Raw genomic sequence first — 22,523 nt, 5'->3', positions numbered from 1 at the left:
ATGTTACATCGGGGCAAAAATAAAGGCGACTTATAGTCGCCTTTTTTACCTTTGTTACTGACTTGTAAAGATTATTTACGTTCAGCCAGACCGTCGAGATAACGCTCTGCGTCCAACGCCGCCATGCAGCCTGTTCCGGCGGACGTGATCGCCTGACGATAGATATGATCCATCACATCGCCTGCCGCAAAGACGCCAGGAATGCTGGTTTGCGTCGCATTACCGTGGATACCGGACTGCACTTTAATGTAGCCATTTTCCAGCGCCAGTTGGCCTTCGAAAATCGCTGTGTTCGGGCTGTGGCCGATAGTCACAAACAGACCCGCGACTTCCAGTGATTCGACGTTGTCGGCGTTCTGTGTATCACGCAGACGCAGGCCGCTGACCCCCATCTGATCGCCTGTTACTTCTTCAAGTGTGCGGTGGGTATGCAGCACGATGTTGCCGCTTTCCACTTTATCCATCAGACGCTTAATCAGGATCTTTTCAGCGCGGAATGTATCGCGACGGTGGATCAGGTGCACTTCAGAGGCGATATTCGCCAGATATAGCGCTTCCTCGACAGCCGTATTGCCGCCGCCGATCACGGCGACTTTCTGGTTGCGGTAGAAGAAACCATCACAGGTGGCGCAGGCGGAGACACCGCGGCCTTTGAATGCTTCTTCAGAGGCGAGGCCGAGGTAACGTGCGGACGCACCAGTAGCAATGATCAATGCATCACAGGTGTATTCGCCACTGTCGCCAGTCAGGCGGAACGGTCGGTTCTGTAAATCAACGCTGTTGATATGGTCGAAAATGATTTCAGTATCGAATTTAGTGGCATGCTCATGCATGCGTTCCATCAGCGATGGCCCGGTCAGATCGTGCGGGTCGCCCGGCCAGTTTTCCACTTCAGTGGTGGTGGTGAGCTGACCGCCTTTTTCCATACCGGTAATTAACACCGGCTGCAGATTTGCGCGTGCAGCATAGACCGCAGCGGTATAACCGGCAGGGCCTGAACCAAGGATAAGCAGCTTACTGTGTTTGGCCGTACCCATGAGATCCTCATTTTTGTTTGGCAGACATTGGGCTGGATTGTAGGGAATTTGCCAGCGTAAAAAAAGAGTGCAGCGATTTTGTTAACGATATGTGTAATAGCAATGACCGATGACAGAGCGTCATTTTGCTGCCCAAACATAACAATTTCTACTGAGAAAAAGTCAGTTATAAGGTGATTAAATGAGGATTACGGGGTGGTGCTGATGAATATCTGGCATGTTGTACTAAAAAAAGATGTTTTGCTTTGACAATCCCCTGCGCATTTGCGAAAATATCAAAGGAAGAAAAAAGCAGTGTTTCGCGCGTGACCCAAGTTCATGCATGTAAATACCATTTTTACCGGGCTAGTGAAATCTACGCATGGCGTGGACAGACGCCATCCGTGATATCGATAGCTGCCGTCAGGCAACGGTCTTCTTAATATAGCCCCTGGATTACGCGCCGTACCAATTTTAACACACGCGGACGTAACGCGACGGGCAAAGATCCTGAACAGTGAAGTGCACAGGGTCAAGACAGGAGTAGGGAAGGAATACAGAGAGACAATAATAATGGTAGATAGTAAAAAGCGCCCTGGTAAAGATCTCGACCGCATCGACCGTAATATTCTTAACGAATTACAAAAAGATGGGCGTATTTCTAACGTCGAGCTTTCTAAACGAGTGGGACTTTCCCCTACGCCGTGCCTTGAGCGTGTGCGCAGGTTGGAAAGACAAGGGTTTATTCAGGGCTATACTGCGCTGCTGAACCCGCATTATCTGGATGCATCACTTCTGGTTTTTGTTGAGATTACTCTGAATCGTGGCGCGCCGGATGTGTTTGAACAATTTAACTCCGCAGTGCAAAAACTTGAAGAAATTCAAGAGTGTCATCTGGTCTCAGGCGATTTTGACTACCTGTTGAAAACGCGCGTGCCGGATATGTCGGCATACCGCAAACTGTTAGGGGAAACCCTGCTGCGTCTGCCGGGCGTTAACGACACCCGCACATATGTGGTGATGGAAGAAGTCAAACAGAGCAATCGTCTGGTAATTAAGACGCGCTAACACGGAACAGGTGCAAAATCGCTGTTTTTTGATTACACTCCTGTTAATCCATACAGCAACAGTGCCGGGGAAACCCGGCGCTGTTGTCCGTTTTAGCATCAAGGACCTGGAGAGCCTGTCTTGAGCCAGGAATACACAGAAGACAAAGAAGTCACACTGACCAAGTTAAGCAGCGGGCGTCGACTCCTGGAGGCGTTGCTAATCCTCGTTTCACTTTTTGCCGTTTGGCTCATGGCGGCGCTCCTGAGCTTTAACCCGTCCGACCCGAGCTGGTCGCAAACGGCGTGGCATGAACCCATCCATAATCTGGGCGGTGCGCCAGGCGCATGGCTTGCAGATACGCTGTTTTTCATCTTTGGCGTGATGGCGTACACCATCCCAGTGATCATTATCGGTGGCTGTTGGTTCGCGTATCGCCACCGGGCCAGTGAAGATTACATTGACTATTTCGCCGTCTCGTTGCGCATGATTGGCGCGTTGGCACTGATCCTGACCTCGTGTGGTCTGGCGGCCATCAACGCAGACGATATCTGGTATTTTGCCTCAGGCGGCGTGATTGGCAGTCTGCTAAGCACCACGCTGCAACCGCTGTTACGCAGCAGCGGTGGCACACTTGCGCTGCTGTGCATTTGGGCCGCCGGTCTGACCTTGTTCACCGGTTGGTCCTGGGTCACCATCGCCGAGAAGATTGGCAGCGTTATTCTTAACATCCTGACTTTTGCCAGCAATCGCACCCGACGTGACGACACGTGGGTGGATGATGATGAGTATGAAGAAGAGGATGAGTACCACGACGCGCCGCAGAGTGCCTCACAGGAATCCCGTCGGACCCGTATTCTGCGCGGTGCGTTGGCGCGTCGTAAACGCATCGCCGAGAAGTTTGCCAACCCTATGGGGCGTAAAACTGACGAAGCGTTGTTCTCCGGCAAGCGGATGGACGACGATGCGGACGACATTGTTTACAGTGCGCGTGGCATTCCCGCAGATGCTGATGATGTACTGTTTTCCGGGCATCGTGCGACGGAAGCGGAGCAAGAGTACGATCCGCTGATGAATGGTCGTAGCATAGCCGCTCCACTGGCTGCCGCCGCCGCGGCCACCACTGCAGCACAGGCCTATGCCGCTCCTGCCGAACCTTACGTCGATGCGCCGCAGCCGGAAGTGGAATGGCCCTATGCCCAGACCTCGTCGGCGACTGCGGATGCGCCTCAGCAGTCTGCACAGTATGCGCAGGAATCCCACGATGCGCCGTACCAGCCAGTCCAGTACGCGTCGCCAGAATGGCAGCAACCCGTAGAGCGAGACACCTGGAGCCCGGATGCACCGGTAACACCGCAACCACAAGAAGAGGCGCTGTACGCTCAACCACCACAGCATGATCCGCTGCCGTGGCAGAATGAACCACAGATTTCTCCTGCGCCAGAGCCGGCATCTGAACCTGAGCCGATTGTTGAAGAGGTGAAACAGGCGCGGCCGCCGCTTTATTACTTTGAAGAGGTGGAAGAGAAACGCGCTCGCGAACGCGAACAGCTTGCCGCCTGGTATCAGCCGATTCCTGAACCCGCCAGCGCAATGCCCATACCGAAACCGGCCGAACCGGTTATACCGTCTGCGCCCGCTACTGAGCCGAACCTTGTTGCACCCATTGCGGCAAGTGTGCAGCAGACAACTGGCAGTAGTGCCGCTACCGTTGCCGCTGCCGCTCCAGTGTTCAGCCTTGCTGCCGGAGGGGCACCGCGTCCACAGGTGAAAGAGGGGATAGGCCCGCAGCTCCCGCGACCTAATCGTGTGCGCGTGCCTACGCGCCGTGAACTGGCGTCCTATGGCATCAAGCTGCCTTCACAGCGTATGGCTGAAGAGCGCGCGCGCGAAGAACGCGAAGAAGTACATCATCATGATGACGACGATGCGGATATGCAGCAACAGAATGAGCTGGCGCGCCAGTTTGCCGCGACGCAGCACGATCGCTATGGTGAAGCGTACCATCATGATACACCGCACTATCACGCGCAACCGCAGCTGAGCGAGGAAGAAGCGGAAGAAGCCGAACTCGCCCGTCAGTTTGCTGCTTCGCAGCAACAACGTTATTCCCGGGAGCAACCTGCCGGTATGCAGGCATTTATGCCGGACGATTTTGAATTCTCACCGATGAAAGCGCTGGTGGATGATGGCCCGAGTGAACCGCTGTTTACGCCGGGTGTGATGCCGGATTCGGAACCGCCAGTCCAGCAGCATCAACAATCGGTGCAACAGCCGCATCATTATCAGCAACCTGCACAGCATCAGTATCAGCACGCTGCGGCACAGCAGACGCAGCAACCTGCGCCGCAGGTACAAGAGAGTCTGATTCACCCGCTGTTAATGCGTAATGGCGACAGTCGTCCGGTACCCAAACCGACAACGCCGCTTCCTTCGCTGGATCTTTTGACCCCGCCGCCGACTGAAGTTGAGCCAGTAGATACCTTTGCGCTTGAACAGATGGCGCGTTTGGTTGAAGCGCGTCTGGCGGATTTCCGCATTAAAGCGGATGTAGTGAACTACTCGCCAGGTCCGGTTATTACCCGTTTTGAACTGAATCTGGCACCGGGCGTGAAAGCGGCGCGAATTTCCAACCTCTCCCGTGACCTGGCGCGTTCATTGTCGACCGTCGCGGTGCGTGTGGTGGAAGTGATCCCCGGAAGACCTTATGTTGGTCTGGAATTGCCGAACAAAAAACGTCAAACCGTGTACCTGCGTGAAGTACTGGACTGCGTGAAGTTCCGCGAAAGCCCGTCGCCACTTACCGTGGTGCTGGGGAAAGATATCGCAGGCGATCCGGTGATTGCCGATTTGGCGAAGATGCCGCACCTTCTGGTAGCAGGGACTACGGGTTCCGGTAAATCTGTGGGCGTCAACGCGATGATCCTCAGCATGTTGTATAAAGCGACGCCGGAAGAGGTGCGCTTTATCATGATCGACCCGAAAATGCTGGAGCTTTCCGTTTACGAAGGTATTCCGCATCTGTTGACCGAAGTGGTGACAGATATGAAAGACGCCGCCAATGCCCTGCGCTGGAGCGTCAACGAAATGGAACGTCGCTATAAGCTGATGTCTGCGCTCGGTGTCCGTAACCTGGCGGGTTATAACGAAAAAATTGCCGAAGCTGCGCGGATGGGCCGTCCGATTCCGGATCCGTACTGGAAACCGGGTGACAGTATGGATGTGCAGCATCCGGTGCTGGAAAAACTGCCGTACATCGTGGTACTGGTGGACGAATTTGCTGACCTGATGATGACTGTTGGCAAAAAAGTGGAAGAGTTGATTGCGCGTCTGGCGCAGAAGGCCCGTGCTGCTGGTATTCACCTGGTACTGGCGACTCAGCGTCCTTCCGTTGACGTTATCACCGGCCTGATTAAAGCCAATATACCAACGCGTATTGCCTTTACCGTATCCAGCAAAATTGACTCGCGTACCATCCTTGACCAGGGCGGAGCAGAATCCCTGCTCGGCATGGGGGACATGCTGTACTCCGGGCCGAACTCCACCTCTGCGCCTGTGCGTGTGCACGGTGCGTTTGTTCGCGACCAGGAAGTGCATGCGGTGGTGCAGGACTGGAAAGCGCGTGGTCGTCCGCAATATGTCGATGGCATCACGTCAGACAGCGAAAGCGAAGGGGGCGCGGGTGGCGGTTTTGACGGCGGTGAAGAGTTAGATCCTCTCTTCGACCAGGCTGTTAACTTCGTCACTGAAAAACGTAAAGCCTCCATCTCCGGTGTTCAGCGTCAGTTCCGCATTGGCTATAACCGCGCGGCGCGTATTATTGAGCAGATGGAAGCGCAGGGAATTGTCAGCGAGCAGGGGCATAACGGTAACCGTGAGGTACTGGCACCACCGCCGTTTGATTGATTGCAAAGATGGGTAAATAAGTAGAAATTCAAACTTTTCTTCTGTCACTCCGCCCGCGTGGCGCTTAGAGTGACAGAAGTATTCTCCCACATCGGGAGTGACGTATTTGAGGAATGACAATGAAAAAAATCGCCATGGTGTGTGCATTGATGGGCAGTCTGTTAATCAGCAATGCATGGGCGGATGCTTCCAGCGATCTGAAAAGCCGTCTCGATAAAGTCAGCAGCTTCCACGCCACTTTTACCCAAAAAGTGACGGATGGCAGCGGAGCAGCAGTGCAGGAAGGACAGGGCGATCTGTGGGTGAAACGCCCGAATCTGTTTAACTGGCATATGACGCAGCCGGATGAAAGCGTACTGGTTTCCGATGGCAAAACCTTGTGGTTCTATAACCCGTTTGTTGAGCAAGCGACAGCGACCTGGCTGAAAGACGCAACCGGCAATACCCCGTTTATGCTGATTGCTCGCAACCAGACCAGCGACTGGCAGCAGTACAACATTGTGCAAAATGGCGATGACTTTGTACTGACGCCGAAAGGCAGCAACGGTAACCTGAAACAATTTACCATCAACGTTGGTCGTGATGGCACCATCCACCAGTTCAGCGCGATTGAGCAGGATGACCAGCGCAGCAGCTATCAATTGAAATCGCAACAAAACGGCACCGTTGATGCTTCGAAATTCACCTTTACCCCGCCCCAGGGCGTAACGGTAGACGATCAACGTAAGTAAGAGGCGCGCATGAGCAACATGTCGCTCGATTTCTCCGATAATGCGTTTCAACCTCTGGCCGCCCGTATGCGGCCAGAAAATTTAGCGCAGTACATTGGCCAGCAGCATCTTCTGGCGAAAGGCAAACCGTTGCCGCGCGCCATTGAAGCCGGGCATCTGCACTCGATGATCCTGTGGGGGCCGCCAGGTACCGGGAAAACGACGCTCGCAGAAGTGATTGCCCGCTACGCCAGTGCGGATGTGGAGCGCATCTCTGCGGTCACTTCGGGGGTGAAAGAGATCCGCGAAGCCATCGAGCGTGCACGGCAGAACCGTAATGCCGGTCGGCGCACCATCTTGTTTGTTGACGAAGTCCATCGCTTTAACAAAAGTCAGCAGGATGCCTTTCTGCCGCATATCGAAGACGGCACCATTACGTTTATTGGTGCGACCACGGAAAATCCCTCCTTTGAACTTAACTCAGCGCTGCTCTCCCGCGCGCGCGTCTATTTGCTTAAATCGCTGACGACAGAAGATATTGAGCAGGTGCTGACGCAGGCGATGGACGATAAAGCCCGTGGATATGGTGGCCAGGACATTGTACTGCCCGACGAAACCCGGCGGGCGATTGCTGAACTGGTCAATGGCGATGCGCGTCGGGCACTCAATACGCTTGAGATGATGGCCGATATGGCCGAGCTGGACGCCTCCGGTAAACGCATGCTTAAACCGGAGCTGTTGACGGAGATCGCGGGCGAACGCAGCGCGCGCTTCGACAATAAAGGCGATCGCTTTTACGATCTGATCTCCGCACTGCACAAATCGGTGCGCGGCAGTGCACCGGATGCGGCGCTTTACTGGTATGCACGCATTATCACTGCCGGGGGGGATCCACTGTATGTTGCCCGCCGTTGCCTCGCGATTGCTTCGGAAGATGTGGGGAACGCCGATCCTCGCGCCATGCAGGTGGCAATTTCTGCCTGGGACTGCTTTACCCGCGTCGGACCGGCGGAAGGTGAGCGTGCCATTGCCCAGGCGATTGTCTATCTGGCTTGCGCGCCGAAGAGCAACGCGGTGTATACCGCATTTAAAGCGGCGTTGGCGGATGCGCGCGAGCGTCCGGATTATGACGTGCCCGTGCACCTACGTAATGCACCAACGAAACTGATGAAAGAAATGGGCTATGGTCAGGAGTATCGCTATGCCCATGACGAACCCAACGCTTACGCCGCAGGGGAAGAGTATTTCCCACAGGAATTAGCACAAACGCGTTATTATCATCCCACCAGCAGAGGCCTGGAAGGTAAGATTGGCGAAAAGCTCGCCTGGCTCGCCGAACAGGATCATAAAAGCCCTATAAAACGCTACCGCTAGTGCGGGCGTTGCGGTAAGGTTACTGCTGTACATCAATGACCGCAGGCTGCGGTCGCTCTCTTTTTATTTCAATTCGATAAGCACAGGAAAAGCATGCTCGATCCCAATCTGCTGCGTACCGAGCCAGACGCAGTCGCTGAAAAACTGGCACGCCGGGGCTTTAAGCTGGATGTAGATAAATTACGCGCGCTTGAAGAGCGTCGTAAGGTCCTTCAGGTCAAGACAGAAAACCTGCAGGCAGAGCGTAACTCACGATCGAAATCCATTGGCCAGGCGAAGGCACGCGGGGAAGATATCGAGCCATTACGCCTGGAAGTGAATAAGCTGGGTGAAGAGCTGGACGCTGCAAAAGCGGAGCTGGACACACTGCTGAGCGATATCCGCAATATAGCGCTGACTATCCCGAACATCCCTGATGATTGTGTTCCTACCGGCCGTGATGAGAACGACAATGTTGAAATCAGTCGTTGGGGTACACCGCGCCAGTTCGATTTTGAGATCCGCGATCATGTTACGTTGGGCGAAATGCACAACGGTCTGGACTTCGCCGCAGCAGTGAAACTGACTGGTGCCCGTTTTGTAGTGATGAAAGGGCAAATTGCCCGCATGCATCGTGCTCTGGCACAGTTCATGATTGACCTGCACACCGAAGAGCATGGCTACGCGGAAAACTACGTGCCTTATATGGTGAACCAGGACACGCTGTACGGTACGGGCCAATTGCCAAAATTCGCTGGCGATCTGTTCCATACCCGTCCGCTGGAAGAAGAAGCGGACAGCAGCAACTATGCGTTGATCCCGACCGCTGAAGTGCCGCTGACCAACCTCGTGCGCGACGAAATCATCGATGAAGACGATCTGCCGATCAAAATGACCGCACATACGCCGTGCTTCCGTTCTGAAGCGGGTTCTTACGGTCGTGATACCCGTGGGCTGATCCGTATGCACCAGTTCGACAAAGTTGAGATGGTGCAGATTGTTCGCCCGGAAGACTCGATGGCGGCACTGGAAGAGATGACCGGTCACGCAGAGAAAGTGCTGCAGTTGCTGGGTCTTCCATACCGTAAAATTCTGCTGTGCACCGGCGATATGGGCTTTGGCGCCTGCAAAACCTACGATCTGGAAGTATGGGTGCCGGCGCAGAACACCTACCGTGAAATCTCTTCCTGCTCCAACGTGTGGGATTTCCAGGCTCGCCGCATGCAGGCGCGCTGCCGCAGCAAGTCGGATAAGAAAACCCGTCTGGTGCACACCCTGAACGGTTCGGGTCTGGCTGTTGGCCGTACGCTGGTAGCGGTGCTGGAAAACTACCAGCAGGCTGACGGACGTATCGAAGTTCCGGAAGTGTTGCGTCCGTATATGAAAGGCCTTGAGTTTATCGGCTAATCGCTGTTACTGACGTTCCTGAAAAGCGCCTGCGGGCGCTTTTTTACTGCCTCTTTTCAGCGACTTCAGCTGAAAAATCACCATGAATTTTTTCGACTGACAATTCTATCTTATCCAAGGAATAGTCTTTCATAATCAACCGACTGAAACGGTTTTTTATCGTGTAGCCACGGCGCTGGATAAGTTTTATCAATCGTCGTGGTGCAAAACGTGTCTGCCCCGAAAAACAGCGGATTGACAATGTTTTTGCCAGTGGCATGATGCGCACGACTTCTGAACTTCCTCACGGTTTTTATCCATGTCCACCTATACCCGGCCAGTGCTGTTATTGCTCTGTGGCCTGATGCTATTGACGCTGGCGATCGCAACGCTGAATACGCTCGTGCCGCTTTGGCTCGCCCATGAAGATCTGCCAACCTGGCAGGTGGGTATGGTCGGCTCCTCTTACTTCACCGGTAACCTGTTGGGCACGTTGCTGACAGGACGTTTGATCCGCCGTCTGGGGTTTAACCGCAGCTATTACATTGCATCGCTGATTTTTGCCGCCGGGTGTATCGGGCTGGGGCTGATGGTAGGCTTCTGGAGTTGGATGGTCTGGCGTTTTATTGCGGGTGTGGGCTGTGCAATGATTTGGGTGGTGGTTGAAAGCGGGCTGATGTGCAGCGGCACGTCACGCAATCGCGGTCGCCTGCTGGCTGCATATATGATGGTTTACTACGTGGGTACAGTGCTGGGCCAACTGATGGTCAGCAAACTGCCGACGGAGCTGATGAGTGTGCTGCCCTGGACCACCGGACTGGTGCTGGCGGCGATTTTGCCTCTGCTGTTTACCCGTATTGTGAATCAACAAAGTGAAGAACAGGGCACCGCGTCGGTATGGCCGATGTTGCGCCTGCGCCAGGCGCGGCTGGGCGTGAATGGCTGCATTATCTCCGGGATTATCCTTGGTTCGCTGTACGGTCTGATGCCGCTTTATCTTGCGCACCAGGGGATTAGCGATTCAGGAATCGGTTTCTGGATGGCGTTGCTGGTCAGCGCCGGTATTGTAGGGCAGTGGCCAATTGGTCGCCTGGCGGATCGTTTTGGCCGTTTGCTGGTGCTACGTGTGCAGGTGTTTGTGGTAATCATTGGCTGTTTTGCCATGCTAAGCAATGCAGCAATGGCTCCCGCGCTGTTTGTGCTCGGCACGGCGGGTTTTACGCTCTATCCGGTTGCAATGGCCTGGGCCTGCGAAAAAGTTGAACACCACCAACTGGTTGCCATGAATCAGGCGTTGCTGCTGAGCTATACCATTGGCAGTCTGCTTGGCCCGACGCTGACCGCGTTGCTGATGCAAAGTTATTCCGATAGCCTGCTGTTTATCATGATTGCGGGGGTGTCGTTTATCTATCTGATGATGCTGATGCGCAAAGCAGGTCATCATCCGACGCCGGTGGCGCATGCCTGATTACCAGAGATAAAAAAGCCGCGACATGACGTTGCGGCTTTTTTTGGGGATGTAATCGTGACTCAGTACATCACTTTGTGACCGTACTGTTCCAGTATACCCTTGACGCGTTCCATGGTCTCTTTTTTCGGCGGCTTCACGCCATCCAGTTTGTACTCTTCGCCCATCGCCACCCATTTATGTTTACCCAGCTCGTGATAGGGCAGCAGCTCAATTTTCTCAACATTGCCCATGTCGCGGGTAAACTCACCCAGGCGGTGAGCAGAGTCATCATCATCTGACCAACCCGGCACCACGACGTAACGGATCCACACGTTGATATTTTTCTTCGACAGATACTGTGCGAACTCGAGCGTACGATGGTTAGAGACGCCGACCAGGTTCTGGTGGATCTCATCGTTCATTTGCTTCAGGTCGAGCATGACCAGGTCGGTCACTTCCAGCAGCTCGTCAATCACCGGATCGTAACGGCGAACAAAACCGTTGGTGTCCAGACAGGTATGAATGCCTTCTTTCTTGCAGGCGCGGAACCAGTCACGGACAAATTCTGCCTGCAGGATAGCCTCGCCGCCGGATGCGGTTACGCCGCCTCCGGACGCATTCATAAAGTGGCGGTAGGTAACGACATCGCTCATCAGATCTTCAACGGTGATTTCTTTCCCGCCATGCGTATCCCAGGTATCGCGGTTATGGCAGTAGAGGCAGCGCATCAGGCAGCCCTGGAAAAAGGTAATAAAGCGGATGCCCGGGCCGTCGACCGTGCCGCAGGATTCAAAGGAGTGAATGCGACCAATAACTGACATTGCGGTGTTTTCTCCAGATATGGCCCATCCGGGGCCTGTGTCTGCGCAGTTTGATTCCTTCTGCGCTAAGTCTGTTTTGGCGGGTATCCTGGGGAGAGATGCCCGCCAAAGCACACTTCAGGTGTTAAAAAGGCCCCACTTGCGTGGAGCCTTTAGTATACGCTTTTTACTTCGCGATTTCAGTCAATACCATTACATGGTCTGAGTGAAAGTACGGGTAATAACGTCCTGCTGCTGTTCTTTAGTCAGGGAGTTAAAACGTACTGCATAACCAGATACACGGATGGTCAGCTGCGGATATTTTTCCGGGTTTTCCATCGCGTCGAGCAGCATTTCGCGGTTCATCACGTTTACGTTCAGGTGCTGACCACCTTCGATGGACGCTTCATGGTGGAAATAACCATCCATCAGGCCAGCCAGGTTGGTTTTACGCACTTCGTCGTCTTTACCCAACGCATTCGGCACGATAGAGAAGGTGTAAGAGATACCATCTTTAGCGTAAGCGAACGGCAGTTTAGCAACGGAGGTCAGAGAGGCGACAGCACCTTTCTGGTCACGACCGTGCATCGGGTTAGCACCCGGTCCGAACGGCGCGCCAGCACGACGACCGTCTGGGGTGTTACCGGTTTTCTTACCATACACTACGTTAGAGGTGATGGTCAGAACAGACTGAGTCGGGATAGCATTGCGGTAGGTGGTCAGTTTCTGGATTTTCTTCATGAAACGTTCAACCAGGTCAACAGCCATGTCATCAACGCGAGCGTCGTTGTTACCAAACTGCGGGTATTCGCCTTCGATTTCGAAGTCGATAGCCAGACCGTCTTCGTCACGAATCGGTTTAACTTTCGCGTATTTGATAGCAGACAGGGAGTCAGCAGCAACGGACAGACCCGCGATACCACATGCCATGGTACGGATAACGTCGCGATCGTGCAGCGCCATCAGAGAAGCTTCGTAGCTGTATTTGTCATGCATGTAGTGAATAACGTTCAGTGCAGTGACATACTGTTTAGCCAGCCAGTCCATGAAGTGATCCATACGATCCATAACTTCATCAAACTTCAGCACGTCGCCTTTGATTGGTTCAGTTTTCGGACCAACCTGCATTTTCAGTTTTTCATCAACACCGCCGTTGATTGCATACAGCATGGTTTTCGCCAGGTTAGCACGAGCACCAAAGAACTGCATTTGTTTACCCACAACCATCGGGCTCACGCAGCAAGCAATTGCGTAGTCATCGTTGTTGAAGTCCGGACGCATCAGATCGTCGTTCTCGTATTGCAGAGAAGAGGTATCGATGGAGACTTTAGCAGCGAATTTTTTGAAGTTCAGCGGCAGTTTTTCAGACCACAGAACAGTGATGTTCGGCTCCGGAGACGGCCCCATGGTGTACAGGGTGTTCAGGAAACGGAAGCTGTTTTTGGAAACCAGAGTACGGCCATCAACGCCCATACCGCCGATTGATTCAGTTGCCCAAATCGGGTCGCCAGAGAACAGTTCATCATACTCAGGGGTACGCAGGAAGCGAACCATACGCAGTTTCATAACCAGGTGGTCAATCATTTCCTGCGCGTCTTGTTCAGTGATTTTGCCTGCTTTCAGGTCACGTTCGATGTACACGTCCAGGAAGGTAGATACGCGACCGAAGGACATTGCAGCGCCGTTCTGAGACTTAACAGCGGCCAGGTAGCCGAAGTAGGTCCACTGGATAGCTTCCTGAGCGTTGGTTGCCGGACCAGAGATATCGCAGCCGTATTTAGCGGCCATCTCTTTGATCTGACCCAGTGCGCGATGCTGTTCAGCGATCTCTTCGCGCAGACGGATAGTCGCTTCCAGGTTAACGCCATTTTCCATGTCAGACTGCAGGGACAGGAACTGAGCGTATTTGTCTTTCATCAGGAAGTCGATACCGTACAGCGCAACGCGACGGTAGTCACCGATGATACGACCACGGCCATAGGCATCCGGCAGACCAGTCAGAACGCCAGATTTACGGCAGTTCAGGATGTCTTTGGTGTAAACATCAAATACGCCCTGGTTATGAGTTTTGCGGTATTCGGTGAAGATTTTTTTCAGCGCAGGATCCAGCTCGCGGTTGTACGCTTTGCAAGAACCTTCGACCATTTTGATCCCGCCAAACGGGATGATGGCGCGTTTCAGTGGAGCTTCGGTTTGCAGACCAACGATTTTCTCCAGCGCTTTGTTGATGTAGCCAGCGTCGTGAGAAGTGATGGTAGAGGCAACGGAGGTGTCGAAATCAACTGGCGCATGAGTGCGGTTTTCCAGTTTAACGCCTTCCATTACTTTGTCCCACAGCTTGGTGGTCGCTTCAGTTGCGCCAGCCAGGAAGGACTCGTCGCCTTCGTACGGGGTGTAGTTTTTCTGGATAAAGTCGCGTACGTTTACTGCATTCTGCCAATCGCCTTTTGTAAAACCTTCCCAGGCTGTGGCTAATTTTTCATTAAGCTCGGACATGTAACACCTACCTTCTTAAGTGGATTTTTTATTTACTGCCTGAAACAACCATTAATGATGATCGTTGCCACGCAGGTAAATGACCCAGTATGTCAACCCGACTAATAACCCTCCACCTATGATATTCCCGATTGTTACAGGGATCAGGTTATCGGTGATGAAATTCGCAATAGTCAGATGAGAAAAACTTTCCGGGCTGGAACCAACTGCGGTCCAGAACTCCGGGCTCGCAAAGTTGCGGATTACGATACCCATCGGGATCATAAACATGTTTGCAATGCTGTGCTCAAAACCGCTGGCGACAAACATCGCAACCGGCAGCACCATAATCATTGCCTTATCCATCAGGCTGCGGCCGGAATAACTCATCCACACAGCCAGACAGACCATCAGGTTCGCCAGAATACCCAGCGCAACAGCTTCAACAAATGTATGGTGCAGCTTGTGGTCGGCAGTTTGCAGCACATTCATGCCCCAACCGCCATTGGCGACCATATACTCGCCAGACAACCACATTAACAGCACAAACAGCAGTGCGCCCACCAGGTTGCCGACATAGACGTTTACCCAGTTACGGGCCAGTTGCCCCCAGGTGATACGCCCACTGGCTTTCGCTACCACAATCAGTACGGTGGATGTAAAAAGATCAGCACCGCAGATGATGCAAAGGATCAACCCCAGTGAGAAGCAGATACCACCAATCAGTTTAGCAATACCGAACGGCATCGTCGCTGTACCGGTGGTAGCAGTGATATAGAAAACAAAAGCAATGGAGATAAACACACCTGCGGTGATCGCAAGGTAGAAAGTCTTAAGCGGATGTTTAGTCGCTTTATAGACACCAGCTTCTTCGGCAACTTTCGCCATCTCTGCTGGAAGAATAAGATCAAAAGGGTTGTCAGCTTTCACACTAACTCTCTCTTTATTAAGTCGGCGACGAGATACTAACAAAGCATTATAGAAGAGAATTTGATATGGATCATATCTCGCCTGGCTTATAGGACCGCAAAGCGCGTGGTTTTTCTACGAATGCGGAGTAACTTGTTGATTATCAAAATAAAAATAAAGTTTAAAAGTTGCAAAAAGAGTTGAATTTTTTTTATGACGCCTCCCAAAAAACAGTTAATTAAAATGGAGTAATTGCCATAAGAAGTAACAATATTAGATTGGGAGGATATTAATATTTACCCATATTTAACCTAAATATTACAACTGGCCGTCATTGCCAAAAAATAAATAAAACGGGGCAATGAAATTGCCCCGTAATATAGCGTAGACCCGTCATTAAGCCTACAGATTGTCGCACTACTTGTCGTTATTTCGACCAGAACGCCGTTTTCGCGCGTTGTAATTTTTCGTAAGCTGCTAACAAAGACAGATGTGCCGGGAAAGCCTTCAGCGTACCGTCAGCTGGCTGCAAGTCGTAAAATGGTGCTTCACCGCTCAGCGCCGCACTGGCGGCTTCGACAGCTTGCGCACCGTACATGCGCACAAACGCATTCAGATATTGTAGCGGTTGGCGCTCCTCTTCCTGAGCCAGCAATAACAAGGTTTGCAGGCAACGGTAATAGTTTGCCCGCTCAGCACTGAAGATGGAGGCGTTAAATTCCATCGTCCACTCGGTCCAGGTCAGCGCCTGATCCAGGTCGCCGCCCGCCAGCGCCAGCATTGCTTTCAGCTCGCCAATACGCAGGGTGTACCAGCCATTATCTTTCCCGGTAGCCAGACCCAGTAGTTCACGCACGCGGGTAAAGTCGTCATGACCTTCATCATCCAGTTGCGCGATAAGGTTGAGGTAATCCTCTTTATCCCACTCACTGCCGGGCAGGGAGAGAATCGTTTCGCGCAGATGGCTACCCATGGTGTTGTTGGCCAGCCACAGATCTTCCGCCGGGTAAATATCCGACATGCCTGGCACCAGGATACGGCAGGCATAAACGCCCAGATGTTCGTAGTCAGCAATATAAACTTCTTTATCTTCTGCCTTGAAGATGGCCATCAGAGTGGCGAACTCTTCTTCAGTGGTGCCGGCGAAGCTCCAGTCAACAAACGGATAATCCGCATCCTGTTTAAACAGATCCCATGAGATGAGACCACTGGAGTCAATAAAGTGGGTTTCGAGGTTGGCGTGCTCAGCCACTTCTTCATCATCAAAGGTCGGTGGGGTGAACACATCGAGATCTTTCAGACCTCGGCCTTGCAGAAGCTCGGTAACGGTACGTTCCAGCGCGACGCCGAAATCAGGATGCGCGCCAAAAGAGGCAAAGCAGGTACCGTTGGCCGGGTTAAACAGTACCACGCAGATAACCGGGTATTTACCGCCGAGAGAGCCGTCATAAGCGAAAATCGGAAAACCTTCTGCTTCAAGTTTTGCAATAGCCTCAACAACGCCCGGGTAACGTGCCAGTACCTCTTGCGGAATCTCCGGCAGGCTAATGCTCTCGGCAATAATGCGGTTTTTAATATGACGCTCAAACACTTCCGACAGTCCCTGAACACGGGCTTCATTACGCGTGTTGCCGGCTGACATACCGTTAGACACATACAGGTTGCCAACGATATTCATCGGAATATAGACCGTTTGCTCATCAGACTGGCGGGTAAACGGTAGGGCACAGATACCGCGCTCGTCGTTACCGGATTGCAAATCAACCAGCATGCCTGCGGTCAGTGCGTTTTCCGGATCGTAGTAGGCGCGCAGGCGTGCATCGAGAATACCTTCCGGCAGGCTGTCATCTTCCGGCAGTGGGAACCATTTTCCATTAGGGTAATGAACGAACGGCCCCTGCGCGATAGCGTCGCCCAGCCAGAAGTCTGCAAAAAAGTAGTTTGTGGACAGACGTTCGAAGTACTCACCCAGTGCAGAGGCCAGTGCTGCTTTTTTGGTGGCACCTTTGCCGTTGGTGAAACACAGCGCACACTCTTTATCGCGAATATGCACAGACCAGACGTTGGGTACCGGGTTCAGCCAGGAGGCCTCTTCAATGTTAAAACCGAGATCGGTGAGCTTTTGCTGAAAGCGAGCGATGGAGTCTTCCAGCGCGGCATCTTTGCCGGGAATAAATGTTTGAGTCATGACGGTCACTTTTTTCGTACGTAAAGCGCGCAATGATACGGGTTTTACATGACTGGCGCTATCTTCCCCATTAGTCCGGCGAAAATAAAACTTCTGACTATGCTTATGAAAAGTAATTGACTGTTCAGGCATAAAAAAATGAAAGCGTTTGACCTGCACCGGATGGCCCTCGACAAGGTACCCCTTGATTTTCTGTGGGAAGTCGCGCTGCGTAGTCTCTATACCTTTGTTTTAGTCTTCTTATTTCTCAAAATCACCGGTCGGCGCGGCGTACGGCAGATGTCGTTATTTGAAGTCCTCATTATTCTGACGCTGGGATCGGCTGCGGGCGATGTGGCCTTCTACGATGATGTCCCTATGCTGCCCGTACTCGTGGTGTTTATTACACTGGGTATGCTTTACCGACTGGTCATGTGGTTGATGTCGCACAGTGAAAAACTGGAAGATTTGCTGGAAGGCAAACCGGTGGTGATTGTCAAAGATGGCGAGCTGGCGTGGGAGAAATTACACGAGGAGAATCTGACTGAATTTGAATTCTTTATGGAATTACGTACCAACGGTGTTGACCAGTTAGGACAGGTCCGCCTGGCGATTATGGAAACGAATGGGCAACTTAGCGTGTACTACTTTACCGATGACGAGGTCAAACCCGGCTTGTGCATTCTGCCGGAAGGCTGTAGTGAACGCTTTAAAAAGGCCCCTGAAGAGGGAGACTATGTTTGCGTGCGTTGCAGCAAAATTGTTCCGCTTCGGGCGGGTGAAGAGAAAATCTGCCCGCGCTGCGCAAATCCGGAATGGTCAAAGGCCAGTCGGGCAATTCGGGTCACATAACAGGGTTTTTATCGGGTCTCCGTAAGCAATGCAAAACAATCTGCTATGTGATTTGGCGCACAACTTCCCCCCCGCGCCTATTACCCGTTGCGGCGCGTGGCGCTGAATGATAAAACCGATGTCACAGGAATAACTTATTGCTTTATAGCGTGGTGAGGGGAAATGACTCAGGTCTTCAATTTTAGTTCTGGTCCGGCAATGTTACCGGCGGATGTGCTCAAACAGGCGCAACAAGAACTGTGCGACTGGCAAGGGCTTGGTACATCGGTGATGGAAATTAGCCATCGTGGTAAAGAGTTTATCCATGTGGCGGAAGAAGCAGAAAAGGATTTTCGCGACCTGCTGAATATTCCCTCCAACTATAAGGTTCTGTTCTGTCATGGCGGTGGTCGCGGTCAGTTTGCAGGCGTCCCTCTGAACCTGCTGGGTGAGAAAACCACAGCGGATTATGTGGATGCTGGCTACTGGGCGGCGAGCGCAGTAAAAGAAGCGAAAAAATACTGCGTACCTAACGTTATCGACGCCAAAATCACTGTTGATGGTTTACGTGCGGTAAAACCGATGCGTGACTGGCAACTGAGCGATAATGCTGCTTATCTGCATTACTGCCCGAACGAAACGATTGACGGTATTGCCATCGACGAAACGCCGGATTTTGGCGACGTTGTTGTCGCTGCGGATTTCTCCTCAACGATTCTGTCGCGCCAGATTGATGTTAGCCGTTTCGGTGTGATCTACGCGGGTGCGCAGAAAAACATCGGCCCGGCGGGGTTGACGCTGGTGATTGTACGTGAAGATCTGCTGGGTAAAGCGCACGCGTCCTGCCCATCCATTCTTGATTACAGCGTGCTGAACGAAAACGACTCCATGTTTAACACACCGCCGACTTTTGCCTGGTATCTTTCAGGATTGGTGTTTAAATGGCTGAAAAAGCAGGGGGGCGTGGCTGCAATGGATAAACTCAATCAGCAAAAAGCCGAGTTGCTTTATGGCGTGATTGATAACAGCGGTTTCTACCGTAACGATGTCGCAAAAGCGAACCGTTCCCGCATGAATGTGCCTTTCCAGTTGGCAGACAGTGCGCTGGATAAGGTCTTCCTTGAAGAGTCATTCGCTGCGGGTTTGCATGCGTTGAAAGGCCACCGCGTTGTGGGAGGCATGCGTGCCTCTATTTATAACGCGATGCCTCTGGCGGGTGTACAGGCGCTGACTGATTTTATGGTCGATTTCGAACGTCGCCACGGTTAATCATCGACCTGTTTTAACGCACCCCCGTAGTTGGACTGCGGGGGTTTTATTCTGTTTGTTGAGAGTGAAGTTTCATGGAATCCCTGACGTTACAACCCATCGCGCGGGTAGATGGCACCATTAATCTGCCTGGTTCAAAGAGTGTCTCAAACCGCGCTTTGTTGCTTGCTGCATTCGCTCATGGCACGACCGTTCTGACGAACCTGCTGGACAGTGACGATGTGCGCCATATGCTGAATGCCCTCAGCGCGCTGGGAGTTCATTACACTTTATCTGCCGATCGCACCCGTTGCGAAGTGACCGGTGTCGGTGGCCCCCTGCATTCCGCAGAAAAACTGGAGTTGTTCCTTGGCAACGCCGGTACTGCCATGCGCCCACTGGCGGCGGCACTGTGCCTGGGTACCAATGAGTTGGTGCTGACTGGCGAACCGCGCATGAAAGAACGGCCAATCGGCCATCTGGTTGATGCGTTACGTCAGGGCGGCGCGCAGATTGATTACCTTGAGCAGGAAAATTATCCTCCACTGCGCCTGCGTGGTGGTTTTACCGGCGGCGATGTGAGTGTTGATGGCAGTGTTTCCAGCCAGTTTTTAACCGCGCTGTTGATGACTGCGCCGCTGGCCCCGCAAGATACGATCATCACCATCAAAGGCGAACTGGTTTCCAAACCCTATATCGACATCACATTGCACCTGATGAAGACCTTCGGTGTTAACGTTGAAAACCAGCAGTACCAGCGTTTTGTGGTGCGTGGTGGGCAACACTATCAGTCACCAGGTCACTATCTGGTGGAAGGGGATGCCTCATCTGCCTCTTATTTCCTTGCCGCCGCGGCAATAAAAGGCGGCACAGTGAAAGTGACCGGCATTGGCCGCAACAGTGTGCAGGGGGATATCCGCTTTGCCGATGTGCTGGAAAAAATGGGCGCGACGATTGTCTGGGGTGATGATTACATTGCCTGTACGCATGGTGAGCTGAACGCTATCGACATGGATATGAACCATATTCCGGATGCGGCAATGACCATTGCCACGACGGCGCTGTTTGCTAACGGGACGACGACGCTGCGCAACATCTATAACTGGCGTGTGAAAGAGACAGACCGTTTGTTTGCGATGACAACAGAGCTGCGTAAAGTGGGTGCCGAAGTCGAAGAGGGCGAAGACTATATTCGCGTTACGCCGCCAGCAAAATTGCAGTTTGCGGAAATTGGCACCTATAACGACCACCGTATGGCGATGTGCTTCTCGCTGGTGGCGCTGTCGGATACGCCCGTGACCATCCTCGACCCGAAATGCACAGCCAAAACCTTCCCGGACTACTTCGAACAGTTAGCCCGTATTAGTACCCTCGCCTGATAACATTTACCCGCCCTGCGCAGGCATCGCAGGGCGGATTTACCCGCTATTGTTGAGAGTGTCGACAACCTTCTTCGCCATGTTACTATCTGCCCGGGACTATTCCCGATGATTCAATTAGATAAACATGGACTGTCTATGAAAAAAACAATGATTTTTAGCTGCCTGGTGGCGGCAACTCTGGTCTCTGGTTGTAAAAACATGGGTGGCATTAACGCAGAAGCGTTAACCAAATCCGGTATGTCAGCATACAAAGCGGCGACGCTCAGCGATGCCGACGTGAAGGCGCTCTCAGAGAAGTCTTGCGCGGAGATGGATAAACAGAACAATCTGGCCCCGGCATCCAGTACCTATGCGAAGCGCCTCGACAAAATCGCAAAAGCGCTGGGTAACAATATCGATGGCACGCCAGTAACCTACAAAGTTTATATGACGAAAGAGGTTAACGCGTGGGCAATGGCGAACGGTTGCATTCGCGTGTACAGCGGTCTCATGGATATGATGACGGACAATGAAGTCGAAGCTGTACTGGGCCATGAAATGGGGCACGTTGCCCTGGGTCATAGCCGCAAAGCAATGCAGACGGCGTATGCGACACTGGCTGCCCGTGATGCCATCTCCGCCAGCAGCGCGGCAGGCGCACAACTCTCCCAGTCTCAGCTTGGTGACCTGGCGGAGAATATGGTGAATTCTGCCTTCTCCCGCACTCAGGAATCCGCTGCGGACGATTTCTCTTACGATTTGCTGAAAAAACGTAATATCAGCCGTCAGGGATTAGTCACCAGCTTTGAAAAACTGGCGAAGTTGGATGCGGGTTCGGAGAAATCGATGTTTGATTCCCATCCGCCGTCAACTGAGCGCGCGCAGCATATCCGCGAGCGCATTGCTGCAGATAAAAAGTAACCCCATTCCTGTCTGTGCCGGGCTGATGCGAATCAGCCCGTTTCCTGCACAATTCTTCTACACTCAGCTTCATATATTCGGTTATTCGCACGCGGGAGTAACGATCGTGCGCATTGCCGCGTATAATGCGCGGCGTTTATGTAACGGTATGCCCTGATTAAGGAGATGAAGATGACGGCAATTGCCCCGGTAATTACCATTGATGGGCCGAGCGGTGCGGGAAAAGGCACCCTTTGCAAGGCAATGGCGGAAGCGTTGCAGTGGCATCTGTTGGACTCCGGCGCCATTTATCGTGTGCTGGCGTTGGCCGCGCTACATCACCATGTTGATGTGACCTCTGAAGAGGTGCTGGTTCCTCTGGCTGCGCATCTTGATGTGCGTTTTGTCTCGACCAACGGCAATCTGGAAGTGATTCTGGAAGGCGAAGATGTGAGTGGTGAAATTCGCACTCAGGACGTGGCGAATGCGGCATCGCAAGTGGCGGCATTCCCGCGCGTGCGTGAGGCGTTATTACGTCGCCAACGCGCGTTTCGCGAAGCACCGGGTCTTATCGCCGATGGGCGTGATATGGGCACCGTTGTTTTTCCCGATGCGCCAGTGAAAATTTTCCTTGACGCCTCCTCTGAAGAACGTGCGCACCGCCGTATGCTGCAGTTGCAGGAGAAGGGCTTTAGTGTTAACTTTGAACGCCTTTTGGCCGAGATCAAAGAACGTGACGATCGCGATCGTAATCGCCCTGTTGCGCCGTTAGTGCCTGCTGCCGATGCTTTAGTACTGGATTCAACCCGTTTAAGTATTGAGCAAGTGATTGAGAAAGCGCTACAATATGCTCGCCAAAAATTGGCCCTCGCATAATTGCGACCGAATTTGCAGTACCCCCGTTGCAATGGAATGACAGCGGGTATGTTAAACAACCCCATCCGGCACGGAGCCAGGTGGACGT

At 52.8% G+C, this 22,523-nt stretch carries 17 protein-coding genes; 11 read left to right on the top strand and 6 right to left on the bottom strand.

All coding sequences use genetic code 11. The annotated features are described in order from the left end of the window. Positions 1-71: 71 nt before the first annotated feature. The gene (gene trxB, locus O9K67_RS16205) at positions 72-1,037 is read right to left on the bottom strand and encodes a thioredoxin-disulfide reductase (RefSeq protein WP_061494665.1); all 966 of its coding nucleotides are present in this window, start codon (positions 1,035-1,037) and stop codon (positions 72-74) included. Positions 1,038-1,589: 552 nt separating this feature from the next. Here trxB and lrp point away from each other — a divergent pair. From lrp to serS, 5 genes are all read left to right on the top strand, one after another. Further along, on the top strand, positions 1,590-2,084 hold the full coding sequence (gene lrp / locus O9K67_RS16200; RefSeq protein WP_002439523.1) for a leucine-responsive transcriptional regulator Lrp: 495 nt from the start codon (positions 1,590-1,592) through the stop codon (positions 2,082-2,084). Positions 2,085-2,204: 120 nt separating this feature from the next. Continuing rightward, positions 2,205-5,969, top strand: coding sequence for a DNA translocase FtsK 4TM domain-containing protein (locus tag O9K67_RS16195; protein ID WP_061494666.1), 3,765 nt, complete (start codon positions 2,205-2,207; stop codon positions 5,967-5,969). A gap of 119 nt (positions 5,970-6,088) precedes the next feature. Next, positions 6,089-6,700 (top strand): outer membrane lipoprotein chaperone LolA, encoded by a 612-nt coding sequence (gene lolA / locus O9K67_RS16190; protein WP_061494667.1) that lies wholly within the window; start codon positions 6,089-6,091, stop codon positions 6,698-6,700. A 9-nt stretch (positions 6,701-6,709) separates the two neighbouring features. After that, complete coding sequence (rarA, locus tag O9K67_RS16185; RefSeq protein WP_061494668.1) at positions 6,710-8,053, top strand: replication-associated recombination protein RarA; 1,344 nt, start codon at positions 6,710-6,712, stop codon at positions 8,051-8,053. 93 nt (positions 8,054-8,146) lie between these two features. Beyond that, positions 8,147-9,439 carry a serine--tRNA ligase gene (serS, locus tag O9K67_RS16180; protein ID WP_061494669.1) on the top strand — a complete coding sequence of 431 codons (1,293 nt, stop codon included), beginning with the start codon at positions 8,147-8,149 and terminating at the stop codon, positions 9,437-9,439. A gap of 43 nt (positions 9,440-9,482) precedes the next feature. Here serS and O9K67_RS16175 read toward each other — a convergent pair whose 3' ends face one another. Next, a complete protein-coding gene (locus tag O9K67_RS16175) occupies positions 9,483-9,698 on the bottom strand; it encodes a hypothetical protein (protein WP_139109647.1) in 216 nt (71 codons plus the stop codon). Between the two features lie 39 nt (positions 9,699-9,737). On the opposite strand from O9K67_RS16175, the gene O9K67_RS16170 reads away from it, so the two are divergent. After that, on the top strand, positions 9,738-10,886 hold the full coding sequence (locus O9K67_RS16170) for an MFS transporter (protein ID WP_061494670.1): 1,149 nt from the start codon (positions 9,738-9,740) through the stop codon (positions 10,884-10,886). A 62-nt stretch (positions 10,887-10,948) separates the two neighbouring features. Here O9K67_RS16170 and pflA read toward each other — a convergent pair whose 3' ends face one another. The 4 genes from pflA to ycaO form a co-directional block, all read right to left on the bottom strand. After that, positions 10,949-11,689: a pyruvate formate lyase 1-activating protein gene (pflA, locus tag O9K67_RS16165; RefSeq protein WP_061494671.1), complete on the bottom strand. Its 741-nt coding sequence runs from the start codon at positions 11,687-11,689 to the stop codon at positions 10,949-10,951. Positions 11,690-11,881: 192 nt separating this feature from the next. Beyond that, complete coding sequence (gene pflB / locus O9K67_RS16160) at positions 11,882-14,164, bottom strand: formate C-acetyltransferase (protein ID WP_061494672.1); 2,283 nt, start codon at positions 14,162-14,164, stop codon at positions 11,882-11,884. Positions 14,165-14,215: 51 nt separating this feature from the next. Further along, a complete protein-coding gene (gene focA / locus O9K67_RS16155; protein ID WP_061494673.1) occupies positions 14,216-15,073 on the bottom strand; it encodes a formate transporter FocA in 858 nt (285 codons plus the stop codon). A gap of 406 nt (positions 15,074-15,479) precedes the next feature. Continuing rightward, on the bottom strand, positions 15,480-17,240 hold the full coding sequence (ycaO, locus tag O9K67_RS16150) for a 30S ribosomal protein S12 methylthiotransferase accessory factor YcaO (protein ID WP_061499943.1): 1,761 nt from the start codon (positions 17,238-17,240) through the stop codon (positions 15,480-15,482). 138 nt (positions 17,241-17,378) lie between these two features. Here ycaO and O9K67_RS16145 point away from each other — a divergent pair, with 138 nt between their 5' ends. The 5 genes from O9K67_RS16145 (at position 17,379) to cmk (ending at position 22,435) form a co-directional block, all read left to right on the top strand. Further along, positions 17,379-18,071 (top strand): DUF421 domain-containing protein, encoded by a 693-nt coding sequence (locus O9K67_RS16145; protein ID WP_061494674.1) that lies wholly within the window; start codon positions 17,379-17,381, stop codon positions 18,069-18,071. A gap of 162 nt (positions 18,072-18,233) precedes the next feature. After that, positions 18,234-19,319, top strand: a complete 1,086-nt coding sequence (gene serC / locus O9K67_RS16140) for a 3-phosphoserine/phosphohydroxythreonine transaminase (RefSeq protein WP_061494675.1) — start codon at positions 18,234-18,236, stop codon at positions 19,317-19,319. A gap of 74 nt (positions 19,320-19,393) precedes the next feature. Beyond that, positions 19,394-20,677 carry a 3-phosphoshikimate 1-carboxyvinyltransferase gene (aroA, locus tag O9K67_RS16135; protein WP_061494676.1) on the top strand — a complete coding sequence of 428 codons (1,284 nt, stop codon included), beginning with the start codon at positions 19,394-19,396 and terminating at the stop codon, positions 20,675-20,677. A gap of 138 nt (positions 20,678-20,815) precedes the next feature. Further along, positions 20,816-21,580 (top strand): metalloprotease LoiP, encoded by a 765-nt coding sequence (gene loiP, locus O9K67_RS16130; RefSeq protein ID WP_061499945.1) that lies wholly within the window; start codon positions 20,816-20,818, stop codon positions 21,578-21,580. Between the two features lie 171 nt (positions 21,581-21,751). Then, positions 21,752-22,435 carry a (d)CMP kinase gene (cmk, locus tag O9K67_RS16125; RefSeq protein WP_061494677.1) on the top strand — a complete coding sequence of 228 codons (684 nt, stop codon included), beginning with the start codon at positions 21,752-21,754 and terminating at the stop codon, positions 22,433-22,435. Positions 22,436-22,523: the final 88 nt, after the last annotated feature.

It is taken from the genome of Kosakonia oryzendophytica (genome assembly GCF_027886705.1).
GTDB classification, from domain to species: Bacteria; Pseudomonadota; Gammaproteobacteria; order Enterobacterales; family Enterobacteriaceae; genus Kosakonia; species Kosakonia oryzendophytica.
This window is presented reverse-complemented; position numbering and strand designations above follow the sequence as displayed.

Excerpts from the sequence above, each read along its gene's own strand:
- lrp (WP_002439523.1), top strand. The coding sequence starts at position 1,590 with ATGGTAGATAGTAAAAAGCGCCCTGGTAAAGATCTCGACCGCATCGAC.
- ycaO (WP_061499943.1), bottom strand. The coding sequence starts at position 17,240 with ATGACTCAAACATTTATTCCCGGCAAAGATGCCGCGCTGGAAGACTCC.
- serC (WP_061494675.1), top strand. The coding sequence starts at position 18,234 with ATGACTCAGGTCTTCAATTTTAGTTCTGGTCCGGCAATGTTACCGGCG.
- lolA (WP_061494667.1), top strand. The coding sequence starts at position 6,089 with ATGAAAAAAATCGCCATGGTGTGTGCATTGATGGGCAGTCTGTTAATC.
- rarA (WP_061494668.1), top strand. The coding sequence starts at position 6,710 with ATGAGCAACATGTCGCTCGATTTCTCCGATAATGCGTTTCAACCTCTG.
- aroA (WP_061494676.1), top strand. The coding sequence starts at position 19,394 with ATGGAATCCCTGACGTTACAACCCATCGCGCGGGTAGATGGCACCATT.
- pflA (WP_061494671.1), bottom strand. The coding sequence starts at position 11,689 with ATGTCAGTTATTGGTCGCATTCACTCCTTTGAATCCTGCGGCACGGTC.
- loiP (WP_061499945.1), top strand. The coding sequence starts at position 20,816 with ATGAAAAAAACAATGATTTTTAGCTGCCTGGTGGCGGCAACTCTGGTC.
- cmk (WP_061494677.1), top strand. The coding sequence starts at position 21,752 with ATGACGGCAATTGCCCCGGTAATTACCATTGATGGGCCGAGCGGTGCG.
- serS (WP_061494669.1), top strand. The coding sequence starts at position 8,147 with ATGCTCGATCCCAATCTGCTGCGTACCGAGCCAGACGCAGTCGCTGAA.
- O9K67_RS16170 (WP_061494670.1), top strand. The coding sequence starts at position 9,738 with ATGTCCACCTATACCCGGCCAGTGCTGTTATTGCTCTGTGGCCTGATG.
- trxB (WP_061494665.1), bottom strand. The coding sequence starts at position 1,037 with ATGGGTACGGCCAAACACAGTAAGCTGCTTATCCTTGGTTCAGGCCCT.
- pflB (WP_061494672.1), bottom strand. The coding sequence starts at position 14,164 with ATGTCCGAGCTTAATGAAAAATTAGCCACAGCCTGGGAAGGTTTTACA.
- O9K67_RS16145 (WP_061494674.1), top strand. The coding sequence starts at position 17,379 with ATGAAAGCGTTTGACCTGCACCGGATGGCCCTCGACAAGGTACCCCTT.
- O9K67_RS16175 (WP_139109647.1), bottom strand. The coding sequence starts at position 9,698 with ATGCCACTGGCAAAAACATTGTCAATCCGCTGTTTTTCGGGGCAGACA.